The sequence below is a fragment of the Streptomyces sp. NPDC005878 genome (assembly GCF_040629815.1).
Classification (GTDB): domain Bacteria; phylum Actinomycetota; class Actinomycetes; order Streptomycetales; family Streptomycetaceae; genus Streptomyces.
The window spans coordinates 1-22312 of sequence record NZ_JBEXWK010000027.1 but is presented as its reverse complement, the minus strand read 5'-3'; the positions used below and the strand labels follow the sequence as shown (position 1 = coordinate 22312).

Genomic DNA, 22312 nt, shown 5'->3' with positions numbered 1-22312 from the left:
ACGGACAGACGTACGGACGGGGACGAAAGGCGCACCACCATGCCCGACCAGACATTCGACGGCGGCACCGCTCCGGCGGGACCGGCACCCGCGGGGCAGTTGCCGCCCGCCGTCCGGGTCAGCGATCTGTGGAAGCGCTTCGGCGACCAGATCGCCGTCGCGGGCATCGATCTGGAGCTGCCGACGGGCAAGTTCATCGGCCTGGTCGGGCCGAACGGGGCGGGCAAGACCACCACCCTGTCGATGGTGACCGGCCTGCTCCGCCCCGACCGGGGCACCGTCGAGATCGGCGGCCACGACGTGTGGCGCGACCCGGTGGCGGTGAAGTCCCGGATCGGCGTGCTGCCCGAGGGCCTGCGGCTCTTCGAGCGCCTCACCGGCCGCGAACTGCTCGGCTACACCGGCCGGCTGCGCGGGCTGCCCGGCGCCGAGGTCGACAAGCGGGCCACCCAGCTCCTGGACGTGCTGGACCTGGCGGGCTCCCAGCACAAGCTCGTCGTGGACTACTCGACGGGGATGCGCAAGAAGATCGGGCTCGCGGCGGCGCTGCTGCACAACCCCGAAGTGCTCTTCCTGGACGAGCCGTTCGAAGGCGTCGACCCGGTGTCGGCGGCGACCATCCGCCGCGTCCTGGAGCGCTACACCGCCTCCGGCGCGACCGTGGTCTTCTCCAGCCACGTCATGGAGCTCGTGGAGTCGCTGTGCGACTGGGTGGCGGTGATGGCCGCGGGGCGCATCCGCGCGCAGGGGACGCTCGCGGAGGTGCGGGGGAGCGCGAGTTCGCTCCAGAGCGCCTTCCTCGAACTCGTGGGCGCCCACGGCCGCGACACCGGCGACACCCTCGACTGGCTCGGCGGCGGTGCGGCCCGATGAGCACCACGCACCCCACCCCCACCGCGCACACGGCGCCCTCGGCCCCGGGCGCGGCCTCTCTCGTCCCGCTCTTCGTCCGGCTGAAGCTGTCGCTGCTCAGGAACGGCCTGCGCCAGTCCGGCGGGCGGCGCGCCGCCTACATCACCTCCGTCGTCCTCGCGCTGCTCTTCGCCGCCCTCCAGCTGCTCGGTCTGGTGGCGCTGCGCGGCGACGCCCACGCGGGCACGGTGGCCGTCCTGGTCGCCGCCGTCCTCGCGCTCGCCTGGACGGTGATGCCGCTGTTCTTCCCCAGCGGCGACGAGACGCTGGACGCGACCCGGCTGGTGATGCTGCCGCTGCGTCCGCGTCCGCTGATCGTGGCGCTCCTGACGGCCTCCCTGGTCGGCATCGGACCGCTCTTCACGCTCTGCCTCGCGCTCGGCGCGGCGCTCGCGGTGGCGCACGGCGCGGCGGCGGCCGGGGTCGCGGTCGTCGCCGTACCGCTGGCGATCCTGGTGTGCGTGGCGCTCGCGCGGACGGTGGCGACCGCCAACACCCGTCTGCTGACCTCCCGCAAGGGCCGCGACCTCGCCGTCCTGAGCGGTCTGGTGATCGCCGTCGGCTTCCAGGCCGTCAATTTCGGGGTGCAGAAGCTCGGCGACTCCGGCGGTCTGAGCGCCCTGGACCCGGTCGCGGACGTGGTGCGCTGGCTGCCGCCCGCCGCCGCGCTCGGCGCGGTCGAGGCGACGAGCGAGGGCGCGTACGGACGGGCCGCCGCGCAGCTCCTCCTCACCGCGGTGGCGCTGGCGGCCCTGCTGTACGCCTGGCAGGGCTCGCTGGTCCGGCTGATGACGAGCCCGGACAGCTCCACCCTGCGCCCCGCCGACTCCGCCCGCGCGCAGGGGGGCCGACCGGGCCTGGCAGCGCTGCTGCCCGAGGGCCGCACCGGCACCGTGATGCTGCGCACCCTGCGGTACGCCTGGCGCGACCCCAAGACCAAGGCGGCGTGGATCACCTCGCTCGCCCTCGGTCTGATCGTCCCGGTCGTCAACGCCCTCCAGGGCAACGGCACGGTCTACTTCGCCTCGTTCGGCGCGTTCATGCTGGGCGCCCAGATGGCCAACCAGTTCGGGCAGGACACCTCGGCGTTCTGGATGGTCGTCCAGACGCTCTCCACGCCCCGGGACGCCTTCCTTGAGCTGCGCGCCCGCGCCCTGGCGATCGCGCTGGTGACCGTGCCGTACACGCTCCTGGTCGCGGTGGTCACGGCCTCGCTGGTCGGCAACTGGAGCGCTTTCCCGCAGGCGTTGGGGCTCTCGCTGGCGCTGCTCGGGGCGATGCTGGGCACGGGCGCGGTCGCCTCGGCGCTGTTTCCGTACTCGATCCCGCAGGACAGCCGCAAGAACGTGGCACCGGGCCAGGGCGGGATCGCGTCCCTGGCGATCCTCGGCGGGATGCTCGCCAGCGCGCTGCTCTGCGCGCCGCTGATCGCCCTGACGGTCTGGCTGCACGTCTCGGACCGGCACGGCGCGCTGTGGCTGCTGCTGCCGTTGGGAGCGGTGTACGCGGTGCTCGTCGCGTACACCGGGCTGCGGGCGGCGGCCCCGCGCACCGCGAAGCGGCTGCCGGAGATCCTCGCGGCGGTCAGCCGGGGCTGATCCGACTGCTTCAGGGGCTCGACGGGACCGGGTGTCCGGCCGTCTCGTGGAGGAACGGCTCGACCGCCGCCCGCCAGGCCTCGGGCCGGTCGCAGTGGACGAGGTGGCCGGCGCCGTCCACCTCCGCGTACCTCCCCTGGGGCAGGACGCGGACCATCTCCTGGGCCTCGGCGCGGCCGAGCTCGCCGTCGAGGCCCCGGACCACCAGGGTGGGGCAGCGGACCTGCGCCAGCTCCTCCCAGTGCGCGTCGAAGACCCAGGTCTCGCGGGCCCTCAGCATCTGGCGGCGGGAGAAGACCGGGCGCCAGCCGTCCCCGCGCTCGGCCATCACCTCGGCGAAGAAGTCGCCGCGCGCGGGACTGGGGCGCTCCACCCACGGGTCGTCCTCGCCGAACCACTTCCGTACGTCCGCGAGCGTGGCGAAGGGGAGCGGCCAGGACGTGAACCAGTCCTCCCACTCGCGCTGGGAGGCCGCGCCGAGCGCCGAGGCGCGCATGTCGCAGATGACCAGGGCCCGGACCAGGTCGGGGCGGCGGGCGGCGAGCTGCCAGGCGGTGAGGGCGCCCATGGAGTGGCCGACGAGGGCGACCGGGGCGAGGCCCAGCTGCTCGATCGCCGCCTCGGCGTCCGCCACGAAGGCCTCGCGGGTGAAGGGGCCCTCGGGGGGCTTGTCGCTGCGGCCGTGGCCGCGCTGGTCGAGGGCGACCGCGCGGTGCTCCTCGGCGAGCCAGCGGGCGGTGGGCGCCCAGTGCGCGGCGCGGCCCATCAGTCCGTGGAGCAGTAACACCCCGGGGGCGGCCCGGTCGCTCTCCCCGCGGTCCTTGGGCGGGTCCGCGAACTCCCAGGCAGCGAGGCGTACGCCATCGGATCCCGTCACGTCGCTGCGTCGCACCATGTGTCCTGGCACCCCCTTCGGCCCCCGAAGCTCTCGGTCGCTCTGGAGTCAGTTCACCGCAGGATATCGAACCCGTATTCGAAAACTCGCGTCTCTCGCGCAACACCCCTCGTTCGAGTGACCGCTCTCAAGGATTGACGGGCCGCCCCGAGGGGAGATCTTCTGCGGGAGGCGGGCGGCCACGGTGGGACAGACCGGCCGGCCCGAGGGAGCTGACCCCGAGAGCTCGGGGCTCCGGGTCAGCACCGGGGAGGGCAGGCCCCGGCGCCGCAGGGCGCCGGGGCCCTCTGCTGTCCCCCGGGGCACGGCCGTACGGGACGCAGACGTACGGGACGAAGGCCTACGGGAGGACGAAGGCGTCCGGCACGAAGGCGTACGGGACGAAGGCGCGCCGGACGATGGCGGGTGGGCCGGTGCCGTGCGGGGCTGTGCCGTGCGGGGCGGTGCCGTGCGGGGCGGTGCCGTGCGGGGCGGTGCCGTGCGGGGCGGTGCCGTGCGGGGCGCGGCTCGGCGGGATGCGGCTTCCGGCATGGTCCCCACCCTCCCCTCGCGGGCCGTGCGCCCTTCGGCTCCTTCGGGCCCTTCAGGTCATATGCCTCACCCGACAGCGTGGCACGCGAACCGCCCGCCCGCTGCCGATCCGACCGGAAAGAACGGGCGGAAACGGTACCCGGACCCTTCCCTCAACTCCCTTGTGCCCCAAAGGAAACGGGGGCGACGCCGCGCACCCGCGCGACACCGCCCCCGTCTCCGGAAGACCGGCCTACCGCTTGGCCACGAAGACGTGGGAGGCCACGTCCGCGCCGAGCTCCGCGGCCTCGCCGCTGCTGCCGACCAGGACGCCGCCCGGGGAGGGGGTCACGCTGACGACCGCGCCGGGCTGCACGCCCGCGCGACGCAGGGTGTACATCAGCTGGGCGTCGGTCTGGATCGGCTCGCCGATGCGGCGCACCACGACCGTCATGCCGTCGTCCGTCGCCCGGAGCTCGCTGAGGCTGATGATGCCGTCCTCCAGGAAGGCGTCCGCCTCGGCCTTCTCACCGAGCTCCTCCAGGCCGGGGATCGGGTTCCCGTACGGGGACTCGGTGGGGTGGCGCAGCAGCTCCAGCACGCGGCGCTCCACCGCCTCGCTCATCACGTGCTCCCAGCGGCAGGCCTCGGCGTGCACCTGCTCCCACTCCAGGCCGATCACGTCGACCAGCAGGCACTCGGCGAGCCGGTGCTTGCGCATGACGCGGGTGGCCAGCCGGCGGCCCTCCTCGGTGAGCTCCAGATGCCGGTCGCCCGCGACCTGGACCAGGCCGTCGCGCTCCATGCGCGCGACCGTCTGGCTCACGGTCGGCCCGCTCTGGTCGAGTCGCTCCGCGATCCGGGCGCGCATGGGGACCACACCCTCTTCCTCAAGCTCGAGGATGGTGCGGAGATACATCTCCGTCGTGTCGATCAGTCCGGACATACGTGCCCCTCGATGCTGTGAATGTCGAAAACACTCGTGCGCTGGCCCTGGCTCAATTCTGACGCATCGCACTGACAACCGTGCCCCGGCCGCGTACGGCACCCGCGACGGACCGCGGCGGGGCGGATGACGGGCGTATTGACACGGCAATGGTCCAGACCGCAACGTGTGCGGCGGCACGGACTATTCCCATTCCCCAGCATTCCCCCGGAAAGGGCCCAGGCGATGAGCGAGAGCAAACTGGCCGGTCAGTTCTTCGACGCCGCCATCGGGCTGCTCCAGCGGGTACGGGACGAGGAGGGCGGGAACGTCGCCGCCGCCGGTACCGCGATCGCGGACACCGTGGCGGCGGGCGGCCGGCTGTTCGCCTTCGGCGCCGGGCACTCCTCGCTGGCCGCGCAGGACGTGGTCTACCGGGCGGGGGGCCTCGCCCTGATGAACCTCCTCGCGGTGCCGGGCACGGTCGGGGTGGACGTGACGCCCGCGACGCTGGGGTCGGCGCTGGAGCGGGTGGACGGGCTGGCCGGGGCGGTCCTGGACTCCAGCCCCGCGAAGCCCGGCGACGTCCTGGTGGTCGTCTCGCTCTCCGGGCGCAACTCGCTGCCGGTCGAGATGGCGATGAACGCGCGGGCGCTGGGGCTGAAGGTCATCGGGGTCACGTCGCTGGCGTACACCGAGGGCACGAAGTCGCGGCACGTCTCGGGGACGTTCCTGCGCGACCACTGCGACATCGTCCTCGACAGCAAGATCGCGATCGGCGACGCGGAACTCACCCACGAGGCGGTCCCGGCGCCGTTCGCGCCGGCGTCGACGGTGGTCACGAGCGCGCTGATGCAGGCGATGATGGCCGCCGCCGCGGAGTCCCTCGCGGAGCGCGGCATCGAACCGCCGCTGCTGCGGTCGGGGAATGTGGACGGGGGCCACGAGTGGAACGGGCGGGTGCTGGCGGAGTACGGGGACCGGATCTTCTTCCGGCACTAGCTGGGGCGACTGGGGCCGCGGGCCGGCTCCGGTTCCCCGCGCCCCTCGAAGGCCGGACTTCGCCTGCGGACCGTGCCGGGTTGCCCGCGCAGTTCCCCGCGCCCCTCCAAGGCGGATCTCGTGTGCGGGTCGTGGGTGGCTGGTCGCGCAGTTCCCCGCGCCCCTCCAAGGCGGACCTCGTGTGCGGGTCGTGGGTGGCTGGTCGCGCAGTTCCCCGCGCCCCTCAAAAGGCCGGACTTCGTCCGCAGGTCGTGGGGGCTGGTCGCGCAGTTCCCCGCGCCCCTAGCGGGTTGCCCGCAGCCCGAACAATTGGCTCAGCCACAGGCCTTTAGGGGCGCGGGGAACAGCGCGGCCGACCCACCACCAGCCGGACACAAAAACCGGCCCCGGACACCCCAGGGGCGCGGGGAACTGCGCGACCGGCCCACCGCCGGCCCGCACCCAAAAACCGGACCCGAACCCCCCAAGGGGCGCGGGGAACTGCGCGAGCAACCCACCACCGGCCCGCAGGCAAAAACGGACCCCCCAGGGGCGCGGGGAACTGCGCGGTCAGCCCATCAGCCGCCCAGCCGCACCCGGCTCCGCACCGCCCTCGCAACCCCCTACGCCCCCGGCGGAGTCCTGGAGGACAGGGTCCGGGACAGGTCCAGGGATGCCGCTACCCGTACCGCCACGCTCTCCGCGTACACCGCGTCCGGGCGTTCGAACGCCGGTCTGCCGGGGCCCCGGAGGAACGTGAGGACCCCCAGCGTGCGGCCCCGGCTGCGCAGGACCGTGCACAGGGCGTGCCGCGCGTCGGGGGGCCACTGCCGCTCGCGGCCCCAGTTCCCCTCCCCGCTGGCCCGGACCGAGCCGATCCGGTCGAGCGCCTGGAGCGCGGGGTGGCCGGGGGCGTACCGCACCGGGAACCCGCCGCCCGCCACCGCCGCGACCGGGCCCGGCGCGCTCGCGGGGGACGCGGCCGTCCGGACCAGCCGCTCCCCCGCCGCCCCGTCCACCACCAGGTCCACCAGCGCGTGCTCCGCGAACCCGGCGAGCGCGAAGTCGAGGTGGGCCGTCGCCGCCTCCTCCGGGTCCTCGCACTCCGCGGCCGTACGCGCCGCCCGGTACAGCTGGTTCCAGCGGAAGCGCAGCCGGTCCGCCTCCTGTTCGGCCAGTTTCGCGTCGGTCACGTCCTGGAAGAGCCAGGCGACCCCCAGCGGTACCGGCTCCTCCGCGAGCGGCGAGGCCAGCCGCAGGAAGCCGCTGCGCCAGCAGCACCGGCGCTCGCCCTCGGCGGTGCGCAGCGTCACCCACAGCTCGGCGGGCGAGGTGGGCGGGCCCTCCGCGAGGACGTGGTGGAGGGCGTTCTCCAGCTCCTCCACGCCCTGCGTGATCAGCTCGCCCAGCGGACGGCCGAGCAGGGTGACGCGGCCGGTCCCGAGCGCCCGTGCCGCGTACGCGTTGACGACCGTGGGGCGCAGGTCCACGTCCACCAGGACGACGCCCGACGAGCCGTCCTCGAACAGGGCCTCGCTGAGCGCGATGGCGCGCTCCAGGTCGATCTGCGCGTGCACCTCGCTGAACGCGCAGTACACGCCCGCCGGTTCGCCGTCCGCGCCCCGGACTCCGGCCGACTGGGTCCGTACGAGCACCCGTCCGCCGTCCTTGGTCAGCAGCGCGAACTCGTGCACCTGGCGGCCGGGCGCCTCCATCGCGGCCATCAGGCGGCTCTGGATGTCGTCCGCGTCGGCGGCCCGGACCGCCCAGCCGGCGAAGCCCCGGCGGCCGACGGCCTCCCGGGCGCTCCAGCCGAGGATCCGTTCGGCCTCGCGGTTCCAGTGGGTGACCACGCCGGCCGCGTCGAACGCGCACAGCGCGGCGTCCATGCCGTCGAGCAGCGCGGCGAGCAGGTCGCCGCCGGGCTCGGGCCCGAGGGTACCGCCGGGGCCGTGGTCGTCGCCCCGGTCCGGCTCATCGGGACCGAGGGCGTTGGTGGTCTCACTCCGGGAAGCACTCATCCTGGCACCCCCTGCAGGACGTGTCGCCGCGTCACACCGACGCGCCGACGCACCGACGCGCGTCAGATCATTGAACTGGAACGTGACGCATCCCACAGCGACTTCCCCGAAATCGCCGGAGCGGAGGGATCGTTTTTCGTCGCCCGGGCGAGGGGGAGAAGGGCGCGCCGCGGCGCCCCGGTTCAGGGTTTCCGGGGGTTGAGTTCCGCGCTCCAGCGCACCTCGCCGTCCTGGCGCCCGTCGGTCGGGGCGAGTCCCGCGGCGCGCGCGACGGCGGCGGACGCGGGGTGATCGGGGTGGATGTGCGCGACGACGCGGCGCACCCCGCGCGCGGCGAGCCCCGCGACGAGCGTCCGCGCGGCCTCGGTGGCGAGCCCGCGCCCCTGCCAGGGCGTCCCCACGACCCAGGCGATCTCGGCCGTGCCGCTGTCCACAGTGGCCTGGACCGTACCCACCGCGCGGTGTTCCGCCCGCAGCCGGACGACCCAGTTGAGCCAGTGCACGGCCGGGTCGCCGGATCCGGCGGTCATCCGCGCGTACCGGGCGCGCAGTTCCCCGGGGGTGTCGGGGGCGCCGCCGATGAAGCGGTGCAGGGCCGGGTCCGCGAGCACGCCGGCCATCTCCTCGGCGTGGGCGGTCCGCAGGGGTTCCAGGTCGGTCCGCGCGCCGGCCATCGCCCACGCGCGCGTAAAGCCCTTTTCCGCACCGGGCTCTTCGAACATAGTGACGCTCATGAGCTCTCTTGTACGTCATACGACGTTCGACTGCACCGACGCCTACACCCTGGCCACCTTCTGGGCCGCGGTCCTCGACGGCAAGATCAGTGACGAGGACTTCCCAGGCGACCCGGAGGCCCTGGTGACCGCCGAGGGCGCCACGCTCCTGTTCGTCACGGTCACCGACGCCAAGACCGTGAAGAACCGCGTCCACCTCGACCTCCAGCCCCAGGACCGCACCCGTGACGAGGAGGTCGACCGGCTGCTCGCCCTCGGCGCCACCCTGGTCGGCGACCACCGCCGTCCCGACGGCTCGGGCTGGGTGACGCTCGCGGACGTGGAGGGCAACGAGTTCTGCGTCGAGCGGTCGGCCGGGGAACGGGCCGAATAATTCGGTTGTCGCGCCGCGCGCGGCTTCCTAATGTGTGGTGCACACGAGAAGGGAGGTGGTTCGGCAGATGTATGGATACCGGACGCGTGAGGTGACTGCGGGCTAGCGCCTGCCAGTCGCACACTCTGTGTGGTGCCGGCACGTCGCCGGCCGAAATTCCCAGCAGTCACCGACCCGCGGGCTCGCCGGTACGTCCGGCCGGCTCCTCTCCGGAGGAACCCGAGCCCGCGGGTTTCCGCGTGCCCGGGCCCGTGGACGCTCCGGGCCCCGCACGGACGGGTCACGGGGCCAGCCGCTCCACCCGCCAGGTGTCCGGGGCCGCGGGCACATAGCGCAGCCGGTCGTGCAGCCGGTTCTCGTGGCCCTGCCAGAACTCCACCGTCTCCGGCGCCACCCGGAAACCGCCCCACTGCGGCGGCAGCGGGACCTCGGTGCCCTCGGGGTAGCGGGCCGCCAGCTCCTCGTACCGCGTCGTCAGCTCCGCGCGGGAGGCGAGCGGGGCCGACTGGGGGCTCGCCCAGGCGCCGAGCTGCGAGCCGTGCGGGCGGACCCGGAAGTACGCCTCGGTCTCCTCCCGTGCCACGCGCGCCGCCGTGCCCGTCACGATGACCTGGCGGGAGATCTGGTGCCAGGGGAAGAGCAGGGAGACACGGGGGTTCGCGGCCAGTTCGCGGCCCTTGCGGGAGGCGTAGTTCGTGTAGAAGACGAAGCCGCCCTCGTCATAGGCCTTCAGCAGGACCGTGCGCGTGGACGGCCCGCCGTCGGGCGTGGCGGTGGCGACGACCATGGCGTTCGGCTCGTGCAGCCCCCCGGCGACGGCCTCCTTGAACCAGCGGGCGAACTGGGCCATGGGGGTGGCGGCGAGGTCCGCCTCGTCCAGGAGCGTGGTGCGGTACTGGCGGCGCATGGCGGCCGGGTCGTGATCGGTCACGGCGTCATCCTGCCGCAGGGCGGCGCGGGCGCGCCCGGCCGTCCCCGCATGGCACGGCGTGTCAGCTTTCCCGGCACGGAGGGTCGCCAACCCTCCGCGTGGCAAATGGGGCAGTGTGCCGGATGTCACGCTTCCCCGCACCCGTCGGACCCGCCAAACTCTCCGCTGGGCCACTGTGGCCCCCCTACGACCCGGTGGGTGACTTTCCACCGCGCACGGGGCATCACGGGGGGAGGGGCGCCCCCCTGCCCGACCCATTCCCGCAGCTGTCGCAAGCATCACGAGGAGCCGCCTGATGTCCGACTTCGTACCCGGACTTGAAGGAGTCGTCGCGTTCGAGACGGAGATCGCCGAACCCGACAAGGAAGGCGGTGCTCTGCGCTACCGGGGCGTCGACATCGAGGATCTCGTCGGCCACGTGTCGTTCGGGAACGTCTGGGGCCTGCTGGTCGACGGCGCCTTCAACCCCGGGCTTCCGCCCGCCGAGCCGTTCCCCATCCCCGTCCACTCCGGCGACATCCGCGTCGACGTGCAGTCGGCGCTGGCGATGCTCGCCCCGGTCTGGGGGCTGAAGCCGCTGCTCGACATCGACGAGCGCACCGCCCGCGACGACCTGGCGCGCGCCGCCGTCATGGCGCTCTCCTACGTCGCCCAGTCGGCGCGCGGCCAGGGGCTGCCGATGGTGCCGCAGAGCGAGATCGACAAGGCCGAGTCCGTCGTCGAGCGGTTCATGATCCGCTGGCGCGGCGAGCCGGACCCCAAGCACGTCAAGGCGGTCGACGCCTACTGGACCTCCGCCGCCGAGCACGGCATGAACGCCTCGACGTTCACCGCCCGTGTCATCGCCTCCACCGGCGCCGACGTGGCCGCCGCGCTCTCCGGCGCGGTGGGCGCGATGTCCGGCCCGCTGCACGGCGGCGCCCCCTCCCGCGTGCTCGGCATGATCGAGGAGATCGAGCGGACCGGCGACGCCACGGCGTACGTGAAGAAGGCCCTGGACAAGGGCGAGCGGCTGATGGGCTTCGGCCACCGCGTCTACCGCGCCGAGGACCCCCGGGCGCGCGTGCTGCGCCGTACCGCCAAGGAGCTGGGCGCGCCCCGCTTCGAGGTCGCCGAGGCGCTGGAGAAGGCCGCCCTCGAAGAGCTGCACGCCCGCCGCCCCGACCGGGTGCTCGCCACGAACGTGGAGTTCTGGGCGGCGATCATGCTGGACTTCGCGGAGGTCCCGGCGCACATGTTCACGTCGATGTTCACCTGCGCCCGTACGGCGGGCTGGTCGGCCCACATCCTGGAGCAGAAGCGGACGGGCCGCCTGGTGCGCCCCTCGGCCCGCTACATCGGCCCGGGCCCGCGCGACCCGCGCGAGGTGGAGGGGTACGGGGACATCCGGGCCTGAGCCCGCTCCCGCAGCCGTACGTGTGGCGCCGCCCCGGGGACGGGGGCGGCGCCGCACGCGTATCTGCCCCCGCCCGACCCCCCCCTTGATCATTTAGGTGGCCGGATTGGATAGGGTTTCGGGTACCAGTCCACCCCACAACGGGCTTTTCGGGCCCGGGATTTGGAGTACCCATGCGTCGTACCGTGACCGCTGTCCTCTCCGCCGCGCTGCTCGCCGGCGGTCTGGCCGTGACCGCCGCGCCCGCCGCGCAGGCCGGCGTGATCATCTGCAAGCCGGCCGAGCTGCGTCAGCAGGCCGCCCAGCTCGACCGGAAGGCCGAGGAGCTGAAGCACCTGGGCGAGCGCACCGCCGCCGCCAGGGCGCACCAGCAGGCCGACGCCCTGCGCAAGAAGGCCAAGATGTGCGAGGACGCGGACGGCCGCGCCTCCTAGTCGACGGGCCGGGCCGGGGCGGTCGTCCGCCCCGGCCCGCCCCGCTTCCCTGGGCGCGCCCGGGCCCGTCGTCCCGTCCGCGGGCCCGGTGGCCGGCCGGGCCGCGGGTTCACCCCAGCGCCCCGTCCACCAGCTCCGCCCACTGCGCCACGACCCGCTCCCGCCGCGCCGCGTCGTCGGTGAGGAGGTTGGCGAGGCCCAGGCCCCGGGCCATGTCGAGCAGCCCCTGGACCGTCTCGCGCACCCCCGGCACCGACTCGTCCGCGCCGAGCAGCGCCACCGCGATGCGGTGCGACTCCCGGCCCACCCGGGCCTCCAGCTCCCGTACGCGCGCGTGCAGTTGGGGTTCGTTGGCGGCGGCCACCCACAGATGCAGCGCGGCCCGGAACAGCGGGCCGGTGTACAGGTCGACCAGGCCCGCGACCACGGTGCGGCGGTCGGTGGGGCCCAGGGCCCGCAGCGCCGAGGAGCGCTCCTCGGCGACGTACTCGACGGCCGCCGTGAACAGGTCCTCGCGGGTGGGGAAGTGGTGCTGCGCCGCGCCGCGCGAGACGCCGGCCCGTTCCGCCACGACCGACACCGTCGAGCCCGTCCAGCCGTGTTCGGCCAGGCAGGCGACCGCCGCCTCCAGCAGGCGCTGCCGGGTCGCCCGGCTGCGGTCCTGCTTGGGGCTCTTGGCGGCGGACGTCACCACACCCATACGGGATCCCGTCGTTCCAGGAACGCGGTGACGCCCTCCCGCGCCTCGTCCGAGGCGAACAGGGCCGCCGATCGCGCGCTCAGCTCTTGCGTCCAGCGGTCGAAGGTCTCCACCACGGTAGCCGTGACCAGTGCCTTCGACGCCGCCAGGCCCTGCGGGGAGGCCCGGCGCAGCCCGTCGAGGACGGGCACGAGCGCCGCGTCCACGTCCTCGGCCGCCTCCGTGAGCAGCCCGGCCCGTGCCGCCTCGGCCGCCCCGAACCGCTCCCCCGTGAGGTAGTAGCGCCCGGCGGCGCGCGGGTCCATGCGGGGCAGCAGCGGCATGGAGATCACGGCGGGGGCGAGCCCGAGCCGCGACTCGGTGAAGGCGTACGAGGAGTCCGGGCCTCCCATCGCGATGTCGCAGGCCCCGAGCAGCCCGAGCCCGCCGGCCCGGACGTGTCCGGTCACCCGCGCCACGACCGGCTTGGGCAGCTCCACCAGCGCCCGCAGCAGCGCCACGAGGTCGGCGGGGTCGGGCGGGGCCTTCAGGTCGGCGCCCGCGCAGAAGGCCGGGCCGGTGTGGGTGAGCAGGACGGCCCGGACGCCCGGGTCCCGGCCGCAGTCGGCCAGCGCGGCGGCGAGCTCGCCGACGAGTCCCGCCGACAGGGCGTTGCGGTTGGCGGGCGAGTCGAGGGTGAGGGTCTCGACGCCCCGCTCCCGCGCCCGCTGTACGTAGGTCATGCGCTGCCCTTTCGCCGTTCCCTCAGTTCGCGCCGCAGGATCTTGCCGGTGGCCGCGCGCGGCACCGCGCCGACGAACTCCACCCGGCGGACCTTCTTGTACGGGGCGACGCGCCCGGCCACGTACGCCATGACGTCCTCGGCGGTGAGCTCCGGCGCGCCCGGTGCCCGTACGACGCAGGCGCACGGGATCTCGGTGCCGTCCTCGTCGTACACCCCGACGACCGCCGCGTCCGCGACGGCGGGGTGGGTGAGCAGCAGCGCCTCCAGTTCGGCCGGGGCCACCTGGTAGCCCTTGTACTTGATGAGCTCCTTGACGCGGTCGACGACGAAGAGCCAGCCGTCGCCGTCGACGCGGCCGACGTCGCCGGTGTGCACCCAGCCGTCCGCGTCGATCATCTCGGCGGTGGCGTCGGGCCGTCCGAGGTAGCCCTTCATGACCTGCGGGCCCCGGACGGCGATCTCGCCCCGCTCGCCCGGCGCCGCGTCGCGGCCGGGGTCGTCCAGGGACAGCAGCCGCATCTCGGTGCCGGGCAGCAGTTTGCCGACGGTGCCGGGCGGCGGGTCCTGCGCCGCCAGGGGGACGGCGTGGGTGCCGGGCGAGAGCTCGGTCATCCCGTACGCCTGCCGCACCGGCGGGAGCCCCAGCCGGGCCGAGCAGGCGGCGGCGAGCCGGGCGTCCAGCGGGGCGGCGGCGCTGACGACGTACTCCAGGCAGGAGAGGTCGTACCGCGCGACCGCCGGGTGCTTGGCGAGGGCGAGCACGATCGGCGGGGCCACGTAGAGGCCGGTGACGCGGTGGCGCTCGATGGCCGCGAGGAATTGGCCGAGGTCGAAGCGCGGCAGCACCACGACCGTGGCGCCGGACCGCAGCGGGGCGTTGAGCAGCGCGGTGAGGCCGTAGATGTGGAAGAACGGCAGCACGGCCAGGATGCGGTCGCCGCTCTTCATGGGGACGAGCGGGGCGAGCTGGGCGAGGTTGGTGGCGATCGAGCGGTGGGTGAGCATCACCCCCTTGGGGGCGCCGGTGGTGCCCGAGGAGTAGGGCAGGGCGGCGATGTCCTCGCCGGGGTCGAACTCCACCACGGGTTCGGGGGCGGTGGAGGCGAACATGTCGAGGACCGAGCGGTGGCCCTCGGCCCGGTCGCAGACGAAGATCTCCGCTATGCCGCCGCTGAGTTCGGCCGCGCGGCGGGCCGTCTCCAGCAGGGGCGCGACGGTGACGACGAACCGCGCCGCGGAGTCCGCGATCTGCCGGGCGAACTCCTCGGCCGTGGCCTGCGGATGGACCGTGGTGACCGAGGCCCCGGCGCGCGTCGCCCCGTAGAACACGGCCGGGAACAGCACCGAGTTGGGGCTGTGCAGGGCGAGCACGTCACCCTTGCGCAGCCCGGCCTCGGCGAGGGCCGCGGCGACCCGGCGGTGCCGGGCGTCGAGCAGGTCGTACGAGACGGTGGCGGAGCCCGTCGGGTCCGTGCCGTCGACGAGGGCCGGGGCGGAGCCGTACCGGGCGGCGTGGCCGAGGACGGCCTCGTGGATGGGGGCGTCGACGGTCTCGACGGGCGGGTACTCGCTGGAGAAGACCATGGGGGCACTCCCTAGTACGGCTAGTACGACTTGGGAAGCCCCAGCGTCCGGTGCGAGACATAGTTGAGGATCATTTCCCGGCTGACCGGCGCTATCCGCGCCACACGCGCCGCCGTGACCAGCGCCGCGAGCCCGTACTCGCGGGTGAGGCCGTTGCCGCCGAGGGTGTGCACGGCCTGGTCGACCGCCCGGACGCAGGCCTCGGCCGCCGCGTACTTGGCCATGTTGGCGGCCTCGCCCGCGCCCGCGTCGTCGCCCGCGTCGTAGAGCGCGGCCGCCTTCTGCATCATCAGCCGGGCCAGCTCCAGCTCGATGTGCGCCTGGGCGAGCGGGTGGGCGATGGCCTGGTGGGCGCCGATGGGTGCCTTCCACACCTGCCGCTCGCGCGCGTACGCGACGGCCCGGCCCAGCGCGTAGCGGCCCATGCCGATCGCGAAGGCGGCCGTCATGATCCGTTCGGGGTTGAGCCCGGCGAAGAGCTGGAGCAGCCCGGCGTCCTGGTGGCCGACCAGCGCCCCGGCGGGCAGCCGCACGTCGTCCAGGACGAGCTCGAACTGCTTCTCCTGGGCGTGGAGTTCCATGTCGATCCGCGAGCGCCGGAAGCCCGGGGCGTCGCGCGGGACGATGAACAGGCACGGCTTGAGGCTTCCCGTCCGCGCGTCCTCGGTACGGCCGACGATCAGGGTGGCGTCCGCGATGTCCACGCCGGAGACGAAGACCTTGCGGCCGGTGAGGATCCAGCCGCCGCTCTCCTCGTCGCGCCGGGCGGTGGTGGTGATGCGGTGCGCGTTGGACCCGGCGTCGGGCTCGGTGATGCCGAAGGCCATGGTCCGCGAGCCGTCCGCGAGCCCCGGCAGCCAGGCGCGCTTCTGCTCCTCGGTGCCGAAGCGGGCGATGACCGTGCCGCAGATCGCGGGCGAGACCACCATCATCAGCAGCGGGCACCCGGCGGCGCCCAGCTCCTCCAGGACGAGGGACAGCTCGGCCATGCCGCCGCCGCCGCCGCCGTACTCCTCGGGCAGGTTCACGCCCAGGTAGCCGAGCCCGGCGGCCTCGGCCCACAGCGCCTCGCGCTGGTGGCTTCGGCCGTGCCGCCGCCCCAGGGCCGCGACGGCGGCCCGCAGGTCCTTCAGTTCCGGGCTCTCCAGGGCACTGCTGGGTACGGGGCTCATGACGGCTGGTCCTCCTGTGCGACGGGGGCGTCCTGGACGACGGCGAGCAGGGCGCCGACCTCGACCTGGCGGCCGGGGGCGGCGTGGAGCGCGGTGAGCGTGCCGGTGGCGGGGGCGGTGATGGGGTGGGTCATCTTCATCGCCTCCAGCCAGATCAGCGGCTGCCCGGCGGTGACCTCGGCCCCTTCGGCGAGCCCGTCCGCGACCCGGACGACGACGCCCGGCATCGGCGCGAGGAGCGAGCCGGGGGCGGGCGGGCCGCCGGGGGCGGGGAAGCGGGGGTGCGCGGTCAGCGCGTACGAGCCGGTGGGGGTGTCGACGTACACCCGGTCGCCGTACCGGGCGACGCGGAAGTCCCGTGCCACCCCGTCCACTTCGAGCCGTACACGGCCGGACGCGCATGCCAGGACGCGCACCTCGGGGAAGTCCTCGGCCTCCGGGCCCCGGCGGGTGAGGCGGTAGCGGATCTCGTGGTCGCCGTACCGCTTGGTCTGCGGCTGGGACGGCAGGTTGCGCCAGGCCCCGCCGAAGCGGGAGGCGCGGCCCGCCGCGTCCGCCAGGGCGGCGGCGAGGGCCGCGTGCGCCTCACCCGGGAGCGGTTCGGTGAGGGCGGCCAGATGCCGGTCGTAGAAGCCGGTGTCGACGCGGCCGGAGGTGAAGTCCGGGTGGCGCAGGGAGCGCACCAGCAGGTCGCGGTTGGTCGCGGGCCCGTGCACGCGGGCCCGTTCGAGCGCACGGGCCAGGGTACGGACGGCGGCGGCGCGGGTGGGGGCGTGGACGACGGCCTTGGCGAGCATGGCGTCGTAGTGGACGCCGACGGTGTCGCCGTCGCCGTAGCCCCGGTCCAGACGGACCCCGGGGACGTCGAGCCGGTGCAGCACCCCGGTCTGCGGGGTCCAGCCGCCCGCCGGGTCCTCCGCGTACAGCCGCGCCTCGACGGCGTGCCCCGAGGGCTCGGGCGGCTCGGCGGGCAGGGCCGCGCCCTCGGCGACGTGGAGCTGGAGCGCGACCAGGTCGACGCCGAACACGGCCTCGGTGACGGGGTGTTCGACCTGGAGGCGGGTGTTCATCTCCAGGAAGTACACCCGGCCTTCGGAGTCCACCAGGAACTCGACCGTGCCCGCGCCCCGGTAGGAGACGGCCCGGGCGGCGGCCACGGCCGCCGTGCGCAGCCGGGTGCGCACGGCCTCGGGCAGTCCGGGCGCCGGGGCCTCCTCGATGACCTTCTGGTGGCGGCGCTGGAGCGAGCAGTCGCGGGTGCCCAGCGCCCAGACCGTGCCGTGCGCGTCGGCCATGATCTGCACCTCGACGTGGCGCCCGCGCTCCACGTACGGCTCCGCGAACACCTCGCCGTCCCCGAACGCGGACCGCGCCTCGGCGGAGGCGGCGGCCGACTCGGCGTCCAGGGCCGCGAGTTCACGGACGATCCGCATCCCGCGTCCGCCGCCGCCCGCCGCCGCCTTGAGCAGGAGCGGCAGGTCGGCGTCGGTGGCCTTCGCCGGGTCGACGGGGGCGAGCAGCGGCACCCCGGCCGCCGCCATCAGCTGTTTGGCGCGGGTCTTGGAGGCCATCGCCTCGACGGCCGCCGGGGGCGGGCCGATCCAGGTGAGCCCCGCGTCGAGGACGGCCCGCGCGAACCCGGCGCTCTCGGAGAGGAACCCGTATCCGGGGTGCACGGCGTCCGCGCCGGCCGCGAGGGCGGCCTTCACGATCGTCTCGCCGCGCAGATACGTCTCGGCGGGCGCGGCCCCCGGCAGCCGCACGGCGGCGTCGGCCTCCTGGACGTACGGCAGCGACGCGTCCGGGTCGGAGTGCACGGCGACCGTGGAGATGCCCAGCTCACGGCAGGTGCGGAAGACCCGGGAGGCTATCTCGGCCCGGTTGGCGACAAGAACGGACTGGATCATCAGCGCCTCACATCCTGAAGATGCCGAAGCCGCCGCGCGCGCCTTCGACCGGGGCCGTGTGGACGGCGGACAGACAGATGCCGAGGACCGTGCGGGTGTCGCGGGGGTCGATGACGCCGTCGTCGTAGAGCCGGCCGGACAGGAACACCGGCAGCGACTCGGCCTCGATCTGCCGCTCGACCATGGCGCGCAGCCCCGCGTCCGCCTCCTCGTCGTACGGCTGCCCCTTGGCCTGCGCGGAGGCGCGGGCGACGATCGAGAGGACCCCGGCGAGCTGCTGCGGCCCCATGACGGCCGACTTGGCGCCGGGCCAGGCGAAGAGGAAGCGGGGGTCGTAGGCGCGCCCGCACATGCCGTAGTGCCCGGCGCCGTAGGAGGCGCCCATGAGCACCGACAGATGCGGCACCTTCGAGTTGCTGACCGCGTTGATCATCATGGCGCCGTGCTTGATGATCCCGCCCTGCTCGTACTCCCTGCCGACCATGTAGCCGGTGGTGTTGTGCAGGAACAGCAGCGGGACGTCGCGCTGGTTGGCGAGCTGGATGAACTGGGCGGCCTTCTGCGACTCGGCGGAGAACAGCACGCCCTGGGCGTTGGCGAGGATGCCGACCGGATAGCCGTGCAGCCGCGCCCAGCCGGTGACCAGGCTGGGCCCGTAGAGCGGCTTGAACTCGTCGAAGTCGGAGCCGTCGACGATCCGGGCGATGACCTCGCGCGGGTCGAAGGGGGTCTTCAGATCCCCCGGCACGATCCCCAGCAGCTCGTCCTCGTCGTACTTCGGCGGCTCGTACACCGGGTCCGGGTCGGGGTGCGCCTTGCGGTGGTTGAGGCGGGCGACGATCCGCCGGGCCTGGCGCAGGGCGTCGTGCTCGTCCACCGCGTAGTGGTCGGCGAGGCCGGAGGTGCGGGCGTGCATCTCGGCGCCGCCCAGCGACTCGTCGTCGCTCTCCTCGCCGGTGGCCATCTTCACCAGCGGCGGCCCGCCGAGGAAGACCTTCGACCGCTCCTTGATCATGACGGTGTGGTCGGACATCCCGGGTACGTACGCGCCGCCGGCGGTCGAGTTGCCGAAGACCACCGCGATGGTGGGGATGCCGGCGGCGGAGAGCCGGGTGATGTCGCGGAAGAGCGCCCCGCCCGGGATGAAGATCTCCTTCTGGGAGGGCAGATCGGCGCCGCCGGACTCCACCAGGCTGATGCAGGGCAGCCGGTTGGCGTACGCGATCTCGTTGGCCCGCAGCGCCTTCTTCAGCGTCCACGGGTTGGACGCGCCGCCGCGTACGGTCGGGTCGTTGGCGGTGATCAGGCACTCGACGCCCTCGACGACCCCGATCCCGGTGACCATCGAGGCGCCCACGGGATAGTCGCTCCCCCAGGCGGCCAGCGGCGACAGCTCCAGGAACGGGGTGTCCGGGTCGAGCAGCAGCTCGATCCGCTCCCGGGCGAGCAGCTTGCCGCGCCGCCGGTGGCGTTCGGTGTACTTGGCGCCGCCGCCCGCGAGCGCCTTGGCGTGCTCGGCGTCGAGCTCGGCCAGCTTGGTGAGCATGGCCTCGCGGTGGGCGGTGTAGTCGGCCCCGGCGGTGTCGAGCGCGGTGGGCAGAACCGTCACAGCAGTACCTCCGGGATGTCCAGGTGGCGCGAGCGCAGCCATTCGCCGAGCGCCTTGGCCTGCGGGTCGAAACGGGCCTGTGAGGCGACGCCCTCGCCGAGGAGGCCGTGGACGGTGAAGTTGAGGGCGCGCAGCCGGGGAAGGACGTGCCGCTCGACCTCCAAACCCGCGCACTCGGGGAGGAGTTCTCGCAGCCGGTCCGTGGTGAGGGTGTGCGCCAGCCAGGCCCAGGCGTCGTCGGTGCGCACCCACACGCCGACGTTGGCGTCCCCGCCCTTGTCGCCGCTGCGGGCCCCGGCGACCAGGCCGAGGGGGGCGCGCCGGGTGGGGCCGGGGGGCGGGGGCGGGGGCAGCGGGGGCGCCTCGACGTCCTCCAGGACGCGTGTCCGTACGGGCGGGGGCAGCGCCCGCCGTGATCCGTCGGGCAGCACGGCGATGTGCTCCACCTCGGCCGCCGGGAGGGAGTCCGCCTCGAACACCCCGTAGGGCGTGCCCTTTCCGGGCGGGGCCGTGACGTGGAAGCCCGGGTAGCTGCCGAGGGCCAGCTCGACGGCGGCGCCGCTGACGGTCCGGCCCACCGCGTCCGGGTCGGGGTCGCGCACGACGAGCCGCAGGAGCGCGCTGGCGGTCTCCTCGGTGGCCGCGTCGGGCCGGTCGGTGCGCGCCAGCTCCCACTCCACGTGCCGGGGGCGGGACGCGGCGCGGGCGAGGGCGTCCTCCATCTGGGCGCGGACGAGGGCGGCCTTGGCGTCGATGTCGAGGCCGGTGAGGACGAGGACGACCTCGTTGCGCCAGCCGCCGACGCGGGTGCGGCCGACCTTGAGCGTGGGCGGCGGTTCCTCGCCGCGCACCCCGCTGATCCGCACCCGGTCGGGCCCGTCCCGGGTGAGCGTCACGGTGTCGAGCCGGGCGGTGACGTCGGGTCCGGCGTACCGGGCGCCCCCGGTCTCGTACAGGAGCTGCGCGGTGACGGTCCCGAGGTCGACGACGCCGCCGGTGCCGGGGTGTTTGCCGATGACGCTGCTGCCGTCGGCGTGGATCTCGGCGAGCGGGAAGCCGGGACGGTGTACGTCGTGGTCGCGGAAGAAGGCGTAGTTGCCGCCGGTCGCCTGGGTGCCGCACTCCAGGACGTGCCCGGCGACGACGGCTCCGGCGAGCGCGTCGTACTCCTCGGGCCCCCACCCGTGCCACCAGGCGGCGGGCCCGGTGACCAGGGCCGCGTCGGTGACCCGCCCGGTGACGACGACATCGGCCCCGGCGGCGAGGCAGGCGGTGATGCCGGCCCCGCCGAGGTAGGCGTTGGCGGTGAGCGCGCCGGGCGGCAGGGGCAGGGCGTCCCCCTCGACATGGGCGATACGCGCGGGAACGCCGAGGCGGGCGGCCAGCTCCCGCAGGACCGTGGCCAGCCCGGCGGGGTTGAGCCCGCCCGCGTTGGCGACGATCCGCACCCCGCGCTCATGGGCGAGGGCGAGGCACTCCTCCAACTGCCGGGGGAATGTCCTGGCGTAGCCGAGGCGGGCGTCCCCGAGCCGGTCGCGGCCGAGGATGAGCAGGGTGAGCTCGGCGAGGTAGTCCCCGGTGAGCACGTCGAGCGGGCCGCCGGTGAGCATCTCGCGCAGGGCGTCGAAGCGGTCGCCGTAGAAGCCGGAGGCGTTGCCGATCCGCAGGGGACGGCGCATCAGGCCCCCCGGGGCGTACGTCCGGGTCCGGGCGGCCCGGCGAAGGCCTGGGCGATGTCGAGCCAGCGGTCGGCGTCGGGGCCCTCGGCGCGTACGGCCGTGTCGGCGCGGTGGACGCGCTGGGTGACGAGGAGGCAAGAGTCGAGGGCGGGGCCGGTGACGCGCTGGGAGGCGGTGTCGGGGCCGTACGTCCAGCGCGTCTCGCCGTCCGGGGCGAGGAGTTCGACCCGGAACTCCTCGTCCGGCGCGGCGAGCCCGCGCACCGCGAAGGCGAAGTCCCTCGCGCGCACCCCGATCCGGGCGACGTGGCGCAGCCGGCCGGTGGGCTCGCGGGTGCGGCCGAGGGCGTCCCACACGTCCTGCCCGTGCGCCCAGGTCTCCATCAGGCGGCCGGTGGCCATGGAGGCGGTGGACATGGGCGGGCCGTACCAGGGGAAGCGGGCGCCCGGGGGCGCGCCGAGCAGCGCCTCGCGCAACCGGGCGCGCCCGTCCCGCCAGCGCCGCAGAAGCGCGTCGGGCGCCAGCCGTGCGCCCTCCTCGGCGCCCTCGTCCACGAAGGAGTCCGGGGCGGCGGCGGCCTTCTCGACCTCGGCGGCGAACGCGTCGGCGTCGGTGACGGCGAGCAGGGCGGCGCGGTCGGTCCAGGCGAGGTGGGCGATCTGGTGGGCCACGGTCCACCCCTCGGCAGCGGTACCGAGCCGCCACGCCCCGGGCCCCAACGCCCCGACGAGCCGGTCGAGTTCGTCCCCTTCGTCGCGCAGATCGTCGAGCACGGGGGTGGTCGGATCGGACACGGGGGGGGATCCCTTCGGGGTGGGATGCGGGGGGGTTCGTGTCGTGTTCGTGTTCGTGTTCGTGTGCGGGAGCATGGCAGCGGTGCGGGAAACAAGCAAGCGTGCTTGCATGGTTTTTTGAGCGGGGCTTTGTTTTCGGCGCGGCTGCTGTCTGCGGCTGAGTGGGGGTTGCTCGCGCAGTTCCCCGCGCCCCTGGGCGGTCGGTTGACTGCGGGCCGGTGGGGGCTTGTCGCGCAGTTCCCCGCGCCCTTGGGTAGTCCGTTGGCTGCGGGCCGGTGGGGGCTTGTCGCGCAGTTCCCCGCGCCCCTGGGTAGTCCGTTGGCTGCGGGCCGGTGGGGCTTCTCGCGCAGTTCCCCGCGCCCCTGAAGAACTGGTGGCCGCTCCAAGTTCCCCGGCTGCGGCCGACCCCCCAAGGGGCGCGGGGAACTGCGCG

Annotated in this window: 19 protein-coding genes; 6 read left to right on the top strand and 13 right to left on the bottom strand. The window is 74.4% G+C overall.

The window, feature by feature from the left end:
• The first annotated feature begins 39 nt into the window (after positions 1 to 39).
• Positions 40 to 873, top strand: coding sequence for an ABC transporter ATP-binding protein (locus ABZ404_RS30085; RefSeq protein WP_358833827.1), 834 nt, complete (start codon positions 40 to 42; stop codon positions 871 to 873).
• Positions 870 to 2510, top strand: a complete 1641-nt coding sequence (locus tag ABZ404_RS30080) for a transporter (protein WP_358833826.1) — start codon at positions 870 to 872, stop codon at positions 2508 to 2510. Before ABZ404_RS30085 ends, ABZ404_RS30080 begins: the two co-directional genes overlap by 4 nt.
• A gap of 10 nt (positions 2511 to 2520) precedes the next feature.
• Here the strand turns inward: ABZ404_RS30080 and ABZ404_RS30075 are convergent, their stop codons facing one another.
• Both ABZ404_RS30075 and ABZ404_RS30070 read right to left on the bottom strand, forming a co-directional pair.
• Positions 2521 to 3405: an alpha/beta hydrolase gene (locus ABZ404_RS30075; RefSeq protein ID WP_358833825.1), complete on the bottom strand. Its 885-nt coding sequence runs from the start codon at positions 3403 to 3405 to the stop codon at positions 2521 to 2523.
• Between the two features lie 763 nt (positions 3406 to 4168).
• Positions 4169 to 4861 (bottom strand): metal-dependent transcriptional regulator, encoded by a 693-nt coding sequence (locus ABZ404_RS30070; protein WP_358833824.1) that lies wholly within the window; start codon positions 4859 to 4861, stop codon positions 4169 to 4171.
• 225 nt (positions 4862 to 5086) lie between these two features.
• On the opposite strand from ABZ404_RS30070, the gene ABZ404_RS30065 reads away from it, so the two are divergent.
• A complete protein-coding gene (locus tag ABZ404_RS30065; RefSeq protein ID WP_358833823.1) occupies positions 5087 to 5842 on the top strand; it encodes an SIS domain-containing protein in 756 nt (251 codons plus the stop codon).
• Positions 5843 to 6444: 602 nt separating this feature from the next.
• Here ABZ404_RS30065 and ABZ404_RS30060 read toward each other — a convergent pair.
• Together ABZ404_RS30060 and ABZ404_RS30055 are read right to left on the bottom strand one after the other, a co-directional pair.
• Positions 6445 to 7842 carry a PAS domain-containing protein gene (locus ABZ404_RS30060; protein WP_358833822.1) on the bottom strand — a complete coding sequence of 466 codons (1398 nt, stop codon included), beginning with the start codon at positions 7840 to 7842 and terminating at the stop codon, positions 6445 to 6447.
• A gap of 182 nt (positions 7843 to 8024) precedes the next feature.
• Complete coding sequence (locus tag ABZ404_RS30055; protein WP_358833840.1) at positions 8025 to 8516, bottom strand: GNAT family N-acetyltransferase; 492 nt, start codon at positions 8514 to 8516, stop codon at positions 8025 to 8027.
• A gap of 58 nt (positions 8517 to 8574) precedes the next feature.
• Here ABZ404_RS30055 and ABZ404_RS30050 point away from each other — a divergent pair, with 58 nt between their 5' ends.
• Complete coding sequence (locus ABZ404_RS30050) at positions 8575 to 8949, top strand: VOC family protein (protein ID WP_358833821.1); 375 nt, start codon at positions 8575 to 8577, stop codon at positions 8947 to 8949.
• A gap of 280 nt (positions 8950 to 9229) precedes the next feature.
• On the opposite strand, the gene pdxH is transcribed toward ABZ404_RS30050, so the two are convergent.
• Positions 9230 to 9856 carry a pyridoxamine 5'-phosphate oxidase gene (gene pdxH / locus ABZ404_RS30045; protein ID WP_358833839.1) on the bottom strand — a complete coding sequence of 209 codons (627 nt, stop codon included), beginning with the start codon at positions 9854 to 9856 and terminating at the stop codon, positions 9230 to 9232.
• A gap of 319 nt (positions 9857 to 10175) precedes the next feature.
• Between pdxH and ABZ404_RS30040 the strand changes: the two genes are divergently transcribed.
• Positions 10176 to 11276 carry a citrate synthase 2 gene (locus ABZ404_RS30040; protein WP_358833820.1) on the top strand — a complete coding sequence of 367 codons (1101 nt, stop codon included), beginning with the start codon at positions 10176 to 10178 and terminating at the stop codon, positions 11274 to 11276.
• Between the two features lie 173 nt (positions 11277 to 11449).
• Positions 11450 to 11710: a hypothetical protein gene (locus ABZ404_RS30035; protein ID WP_358833819.1), complete on the top strand. Its 261-nt coding sequence runs from the start codon at positions 11450 to 11452 to the stop codon at positions 11708 to 11710.
• A gap of 109 nt (positions 11711 to 11819) precedes the next feature.
• Here ABZ404_RS30035 and ABZ404_RS30030 read toward each other — a convergent pair whose 3' ends face one another.
• From ABZ404_RS30030 to ABZ404_RS29995, 8 genes are read right to left on the bottom strand one after another with little or no spacing between them, the layout of a single operon-like run.
• On the bottom strand, positions 11820 to 12410 hold the full coding sequence (locus ABZ404_RS30030; protein WP_358836840.1) for a TetR/AcrR family transcriptional regulator: 591 nt from the start codon (positions 12408 to 12410) through the stop codon (positions 11820 to 11822).
• A complete protein-coding gene (locus ABZ404_RS30025) occupies positions 12398 to 13132 on the bottom strand; it encodes an enoyl-CoA hydratase family protein (RefSeq protein ID WP_358836839.1) in 735 nt (244 codons plus the stop codon). The genes ABZ404_RS30030 and ABZ404_RS30025 overlap by 13 nt, the downstream gene beginning before the upstream one ends.
• Positions 13129 to 14718 (bottom strand): AMP-binding protein, encoded by a 1590-nt coding sequence (locus ABZ404_RS30020; RefSeq protein WP_358836838.1) that lies wholly within the window; start codon positions 14716 to 14718, stop codon positions 13129 to 13131. The genes ABZ404_RS30025 and ABZ404_RS30020 overlap by 4 nt, the downstream gene beginning before the upstream one ends.
• Positions 14719 to 14738: 20 nt before the next feature.
• Complete coding sequence (locus ABZ404_RS30015; RefSeq protein ID WP_358836837.1) at positions 14739 to 15890, bottom strand: acyl-CoA dehydrogenase family protein; 1152 nt, start codon at positions 15888 to 15890, stop codon at positions 14739 to 14741.
• On the bottom strand, positions 15887 to 17797 hold the full coding sequence (locus tag ABZ404_RS30010) for a biotin carboxylase N-terminal domain-containing protein (RefSeq protein ID WP_358836836.1): 1911 nt from the start codon (positions 17795 to 17797) through the stop codon (positions 15887 to 15889). Before ABZ404_RS30010 ends, ABZ404_RS30015 begins: the two co-directional genes overlap by 4 nt.
• A 7-nt stretch (positions 17798 to 17804) precedes the next feature.
• A complete protein-coding gene (locus ABZ404_RS30005) occupies positions 17805 to 19406 on the bottom strand; it encodes a carboxyl transferase domain-containing protein (RefSeq protein ID WP_358836835.1) in 1602 nt (533 codons plus the stop codon).
• The gene (locus ABZ404_RS30000; protein WP_358991072.1) at positions 19403 to 21085 is read right to left on the bottom strand and encodes an acyclic terpene utilization AtuA family protein; all 1683 of its coding nucleotides are present in this window, start codon (positions 21083 to 21085) and stop codon (positions 19403 to 19405) included. Before ABZ404_RS30000 ends, ABZ404_RS30005 begins: the two co-directional genes overlap by 4 nt.
• Positions 21085 to 21879, bottom strand: a complete 795-nt coding sequence (locus tag ABZ404_RS29995) for a TIGR03084 family metal-binding protein (protein WP_358991070.1) — start codon at positions 21877 to 21879, stop codon at positions 21085 to 21087. The genes ABZ404_RS30000 and ABZ404_RS29995 overlap by 1 nt, the downstream gene beginning before the upstream one ends.
• Positions 21880 to 22312 lie beyond the last annotated feature (433 nt).

What these genes read in the sequence shown, in the direction of transcription:
- ABZ404_RS30085 (WP_358833827.1), top strand. Translation starts at nt 40, where the DNA reads ATGCCCGACCAGACATTCGACGGCGGCACCGCTCCGGCGGGACCGGCA.
- ABZ404_RS30080 (WP_358833826.1), top strand. Translation starts at nt 870, where the DNA reads ATGAGCACCACGCACCCCACCCCCACCGCGCACACGGCGCCCTCGGCC.
- ABZ404_RS30075 (WP_358833825.1), bottom strand. Translation starts at nt 3,405, where the DNA reads ATGGTGCGACGCAGCGACGTGACGGGATCCGATGGCGTACGCCTCGCT.
- ABZ404_RS30070 (WP_358833824.1), bottom strand. Translation starts at nt 4,861, where the DNA reads ATGTCCGGACTGATCGACACGACGGAGATGTATCTCCGCACCATCCTC.
- ABZ404_RS30065 (WP_358833823.1), top strand. Translation starts at nt 5,087, where the DNA reads ATGAGCGAGAGCAAACTGGCCGGTCAGTTCTTCGACGCCGCCATCGGG.
- ABZ404_RS30060 (WP_358833822.1), bottom strand. Translation starts at nt 7,842, where the DNA reads ATGAGTGCTTCCCGGAGTGAGACCACCAACGCCCTCGGTCCCGATGAG.
- ABZ404_RS30055 (WP_358833840.1), bottom strand. Translation starts at nt 8,516, where the DNA reads ATGGCCGGCGCGCGGACCGACCTGGAACCCCTGCGGACCGCCCACGCC.
- ABZ404_RS30050 (WP_358833821.1), top strand. Translation starts at nt 8,575, where the DNA reads ATGAGCTCTCTTGTACGTCATACGACGTTCGACTGCACCGACGCCTAC.
- pdxH (WP_358833839.1), bottom strand. Translation starts at nt 9,856, where the DNA reads ATGCGCCGCCAGTACCGCACCACGCTCCTGGACGAGGCGGACCTCGCC.
- ABZ404_RS30040 (WP_358833820.1), top strand. Translation starts at nt 10,176, where the DNA reads ATGTCCGACTTCGTACCCGGACTTGAAGGAGTCGTCGCGTTCGAGACG.
- ABZ404_RS30035 (WP_358833819.1), top strand. Translation starts at nt 11,450, where the DNA reads ATGCGTCGTACCGTGACCGCTGTCCTCTCCGCCGCGCTGCTCGCCGGC.
- ABZ404_RS30030 (WP_358836840.1), bottom strand. Translation starts at nt 12,410, where the DNA reads ATGGGTGTGGTGACGTCCGCCGCCAAGAGCCCCAAGCAGGACCGCAGC.
- ABZ404_RS30025 (WP_358836839.1), bottom strand. Translation starts at nt 13,132, where the DNA reads ATGACCTACGTACAGCGGGCGCGGGAGCGGGGCGTCGAGACCCTCACC.
- ABZ404_RS30020 (WP_358836838.1), bottom strand. Translation starts at nt 14,718, where the DNA reads ATGGTCTTCTCCAGCGAGTACCCGCCCGTCGAGACCGTCGACGCCCCC.
- ABZ404_RS30015 (WP_358836837.1), bottom strand. Translation starts at nt 15,890, where the DNA reads ATGAGCCCCGTACCCAGCAGTGCCCTGGAGAGCCCGGAACTGAAGGAC.
- ABZ404_RS30010 (WP_358836836.1), bottom strand. Translation starts at nt 17,797, where the DNA reads ATGATCCAGTCCGTTCTTGTCGCCAACCGGGCCGAGATAGCCTCCCGG.
- ABZ404_RS30000 (WP_358991072.1), bottom strand. Translation starts at nt 21,085, where the DNA reads ATGCGCCGTCCCCTGCGGATCGGCAACGCCTCCGGCTTCTACGGCGAC.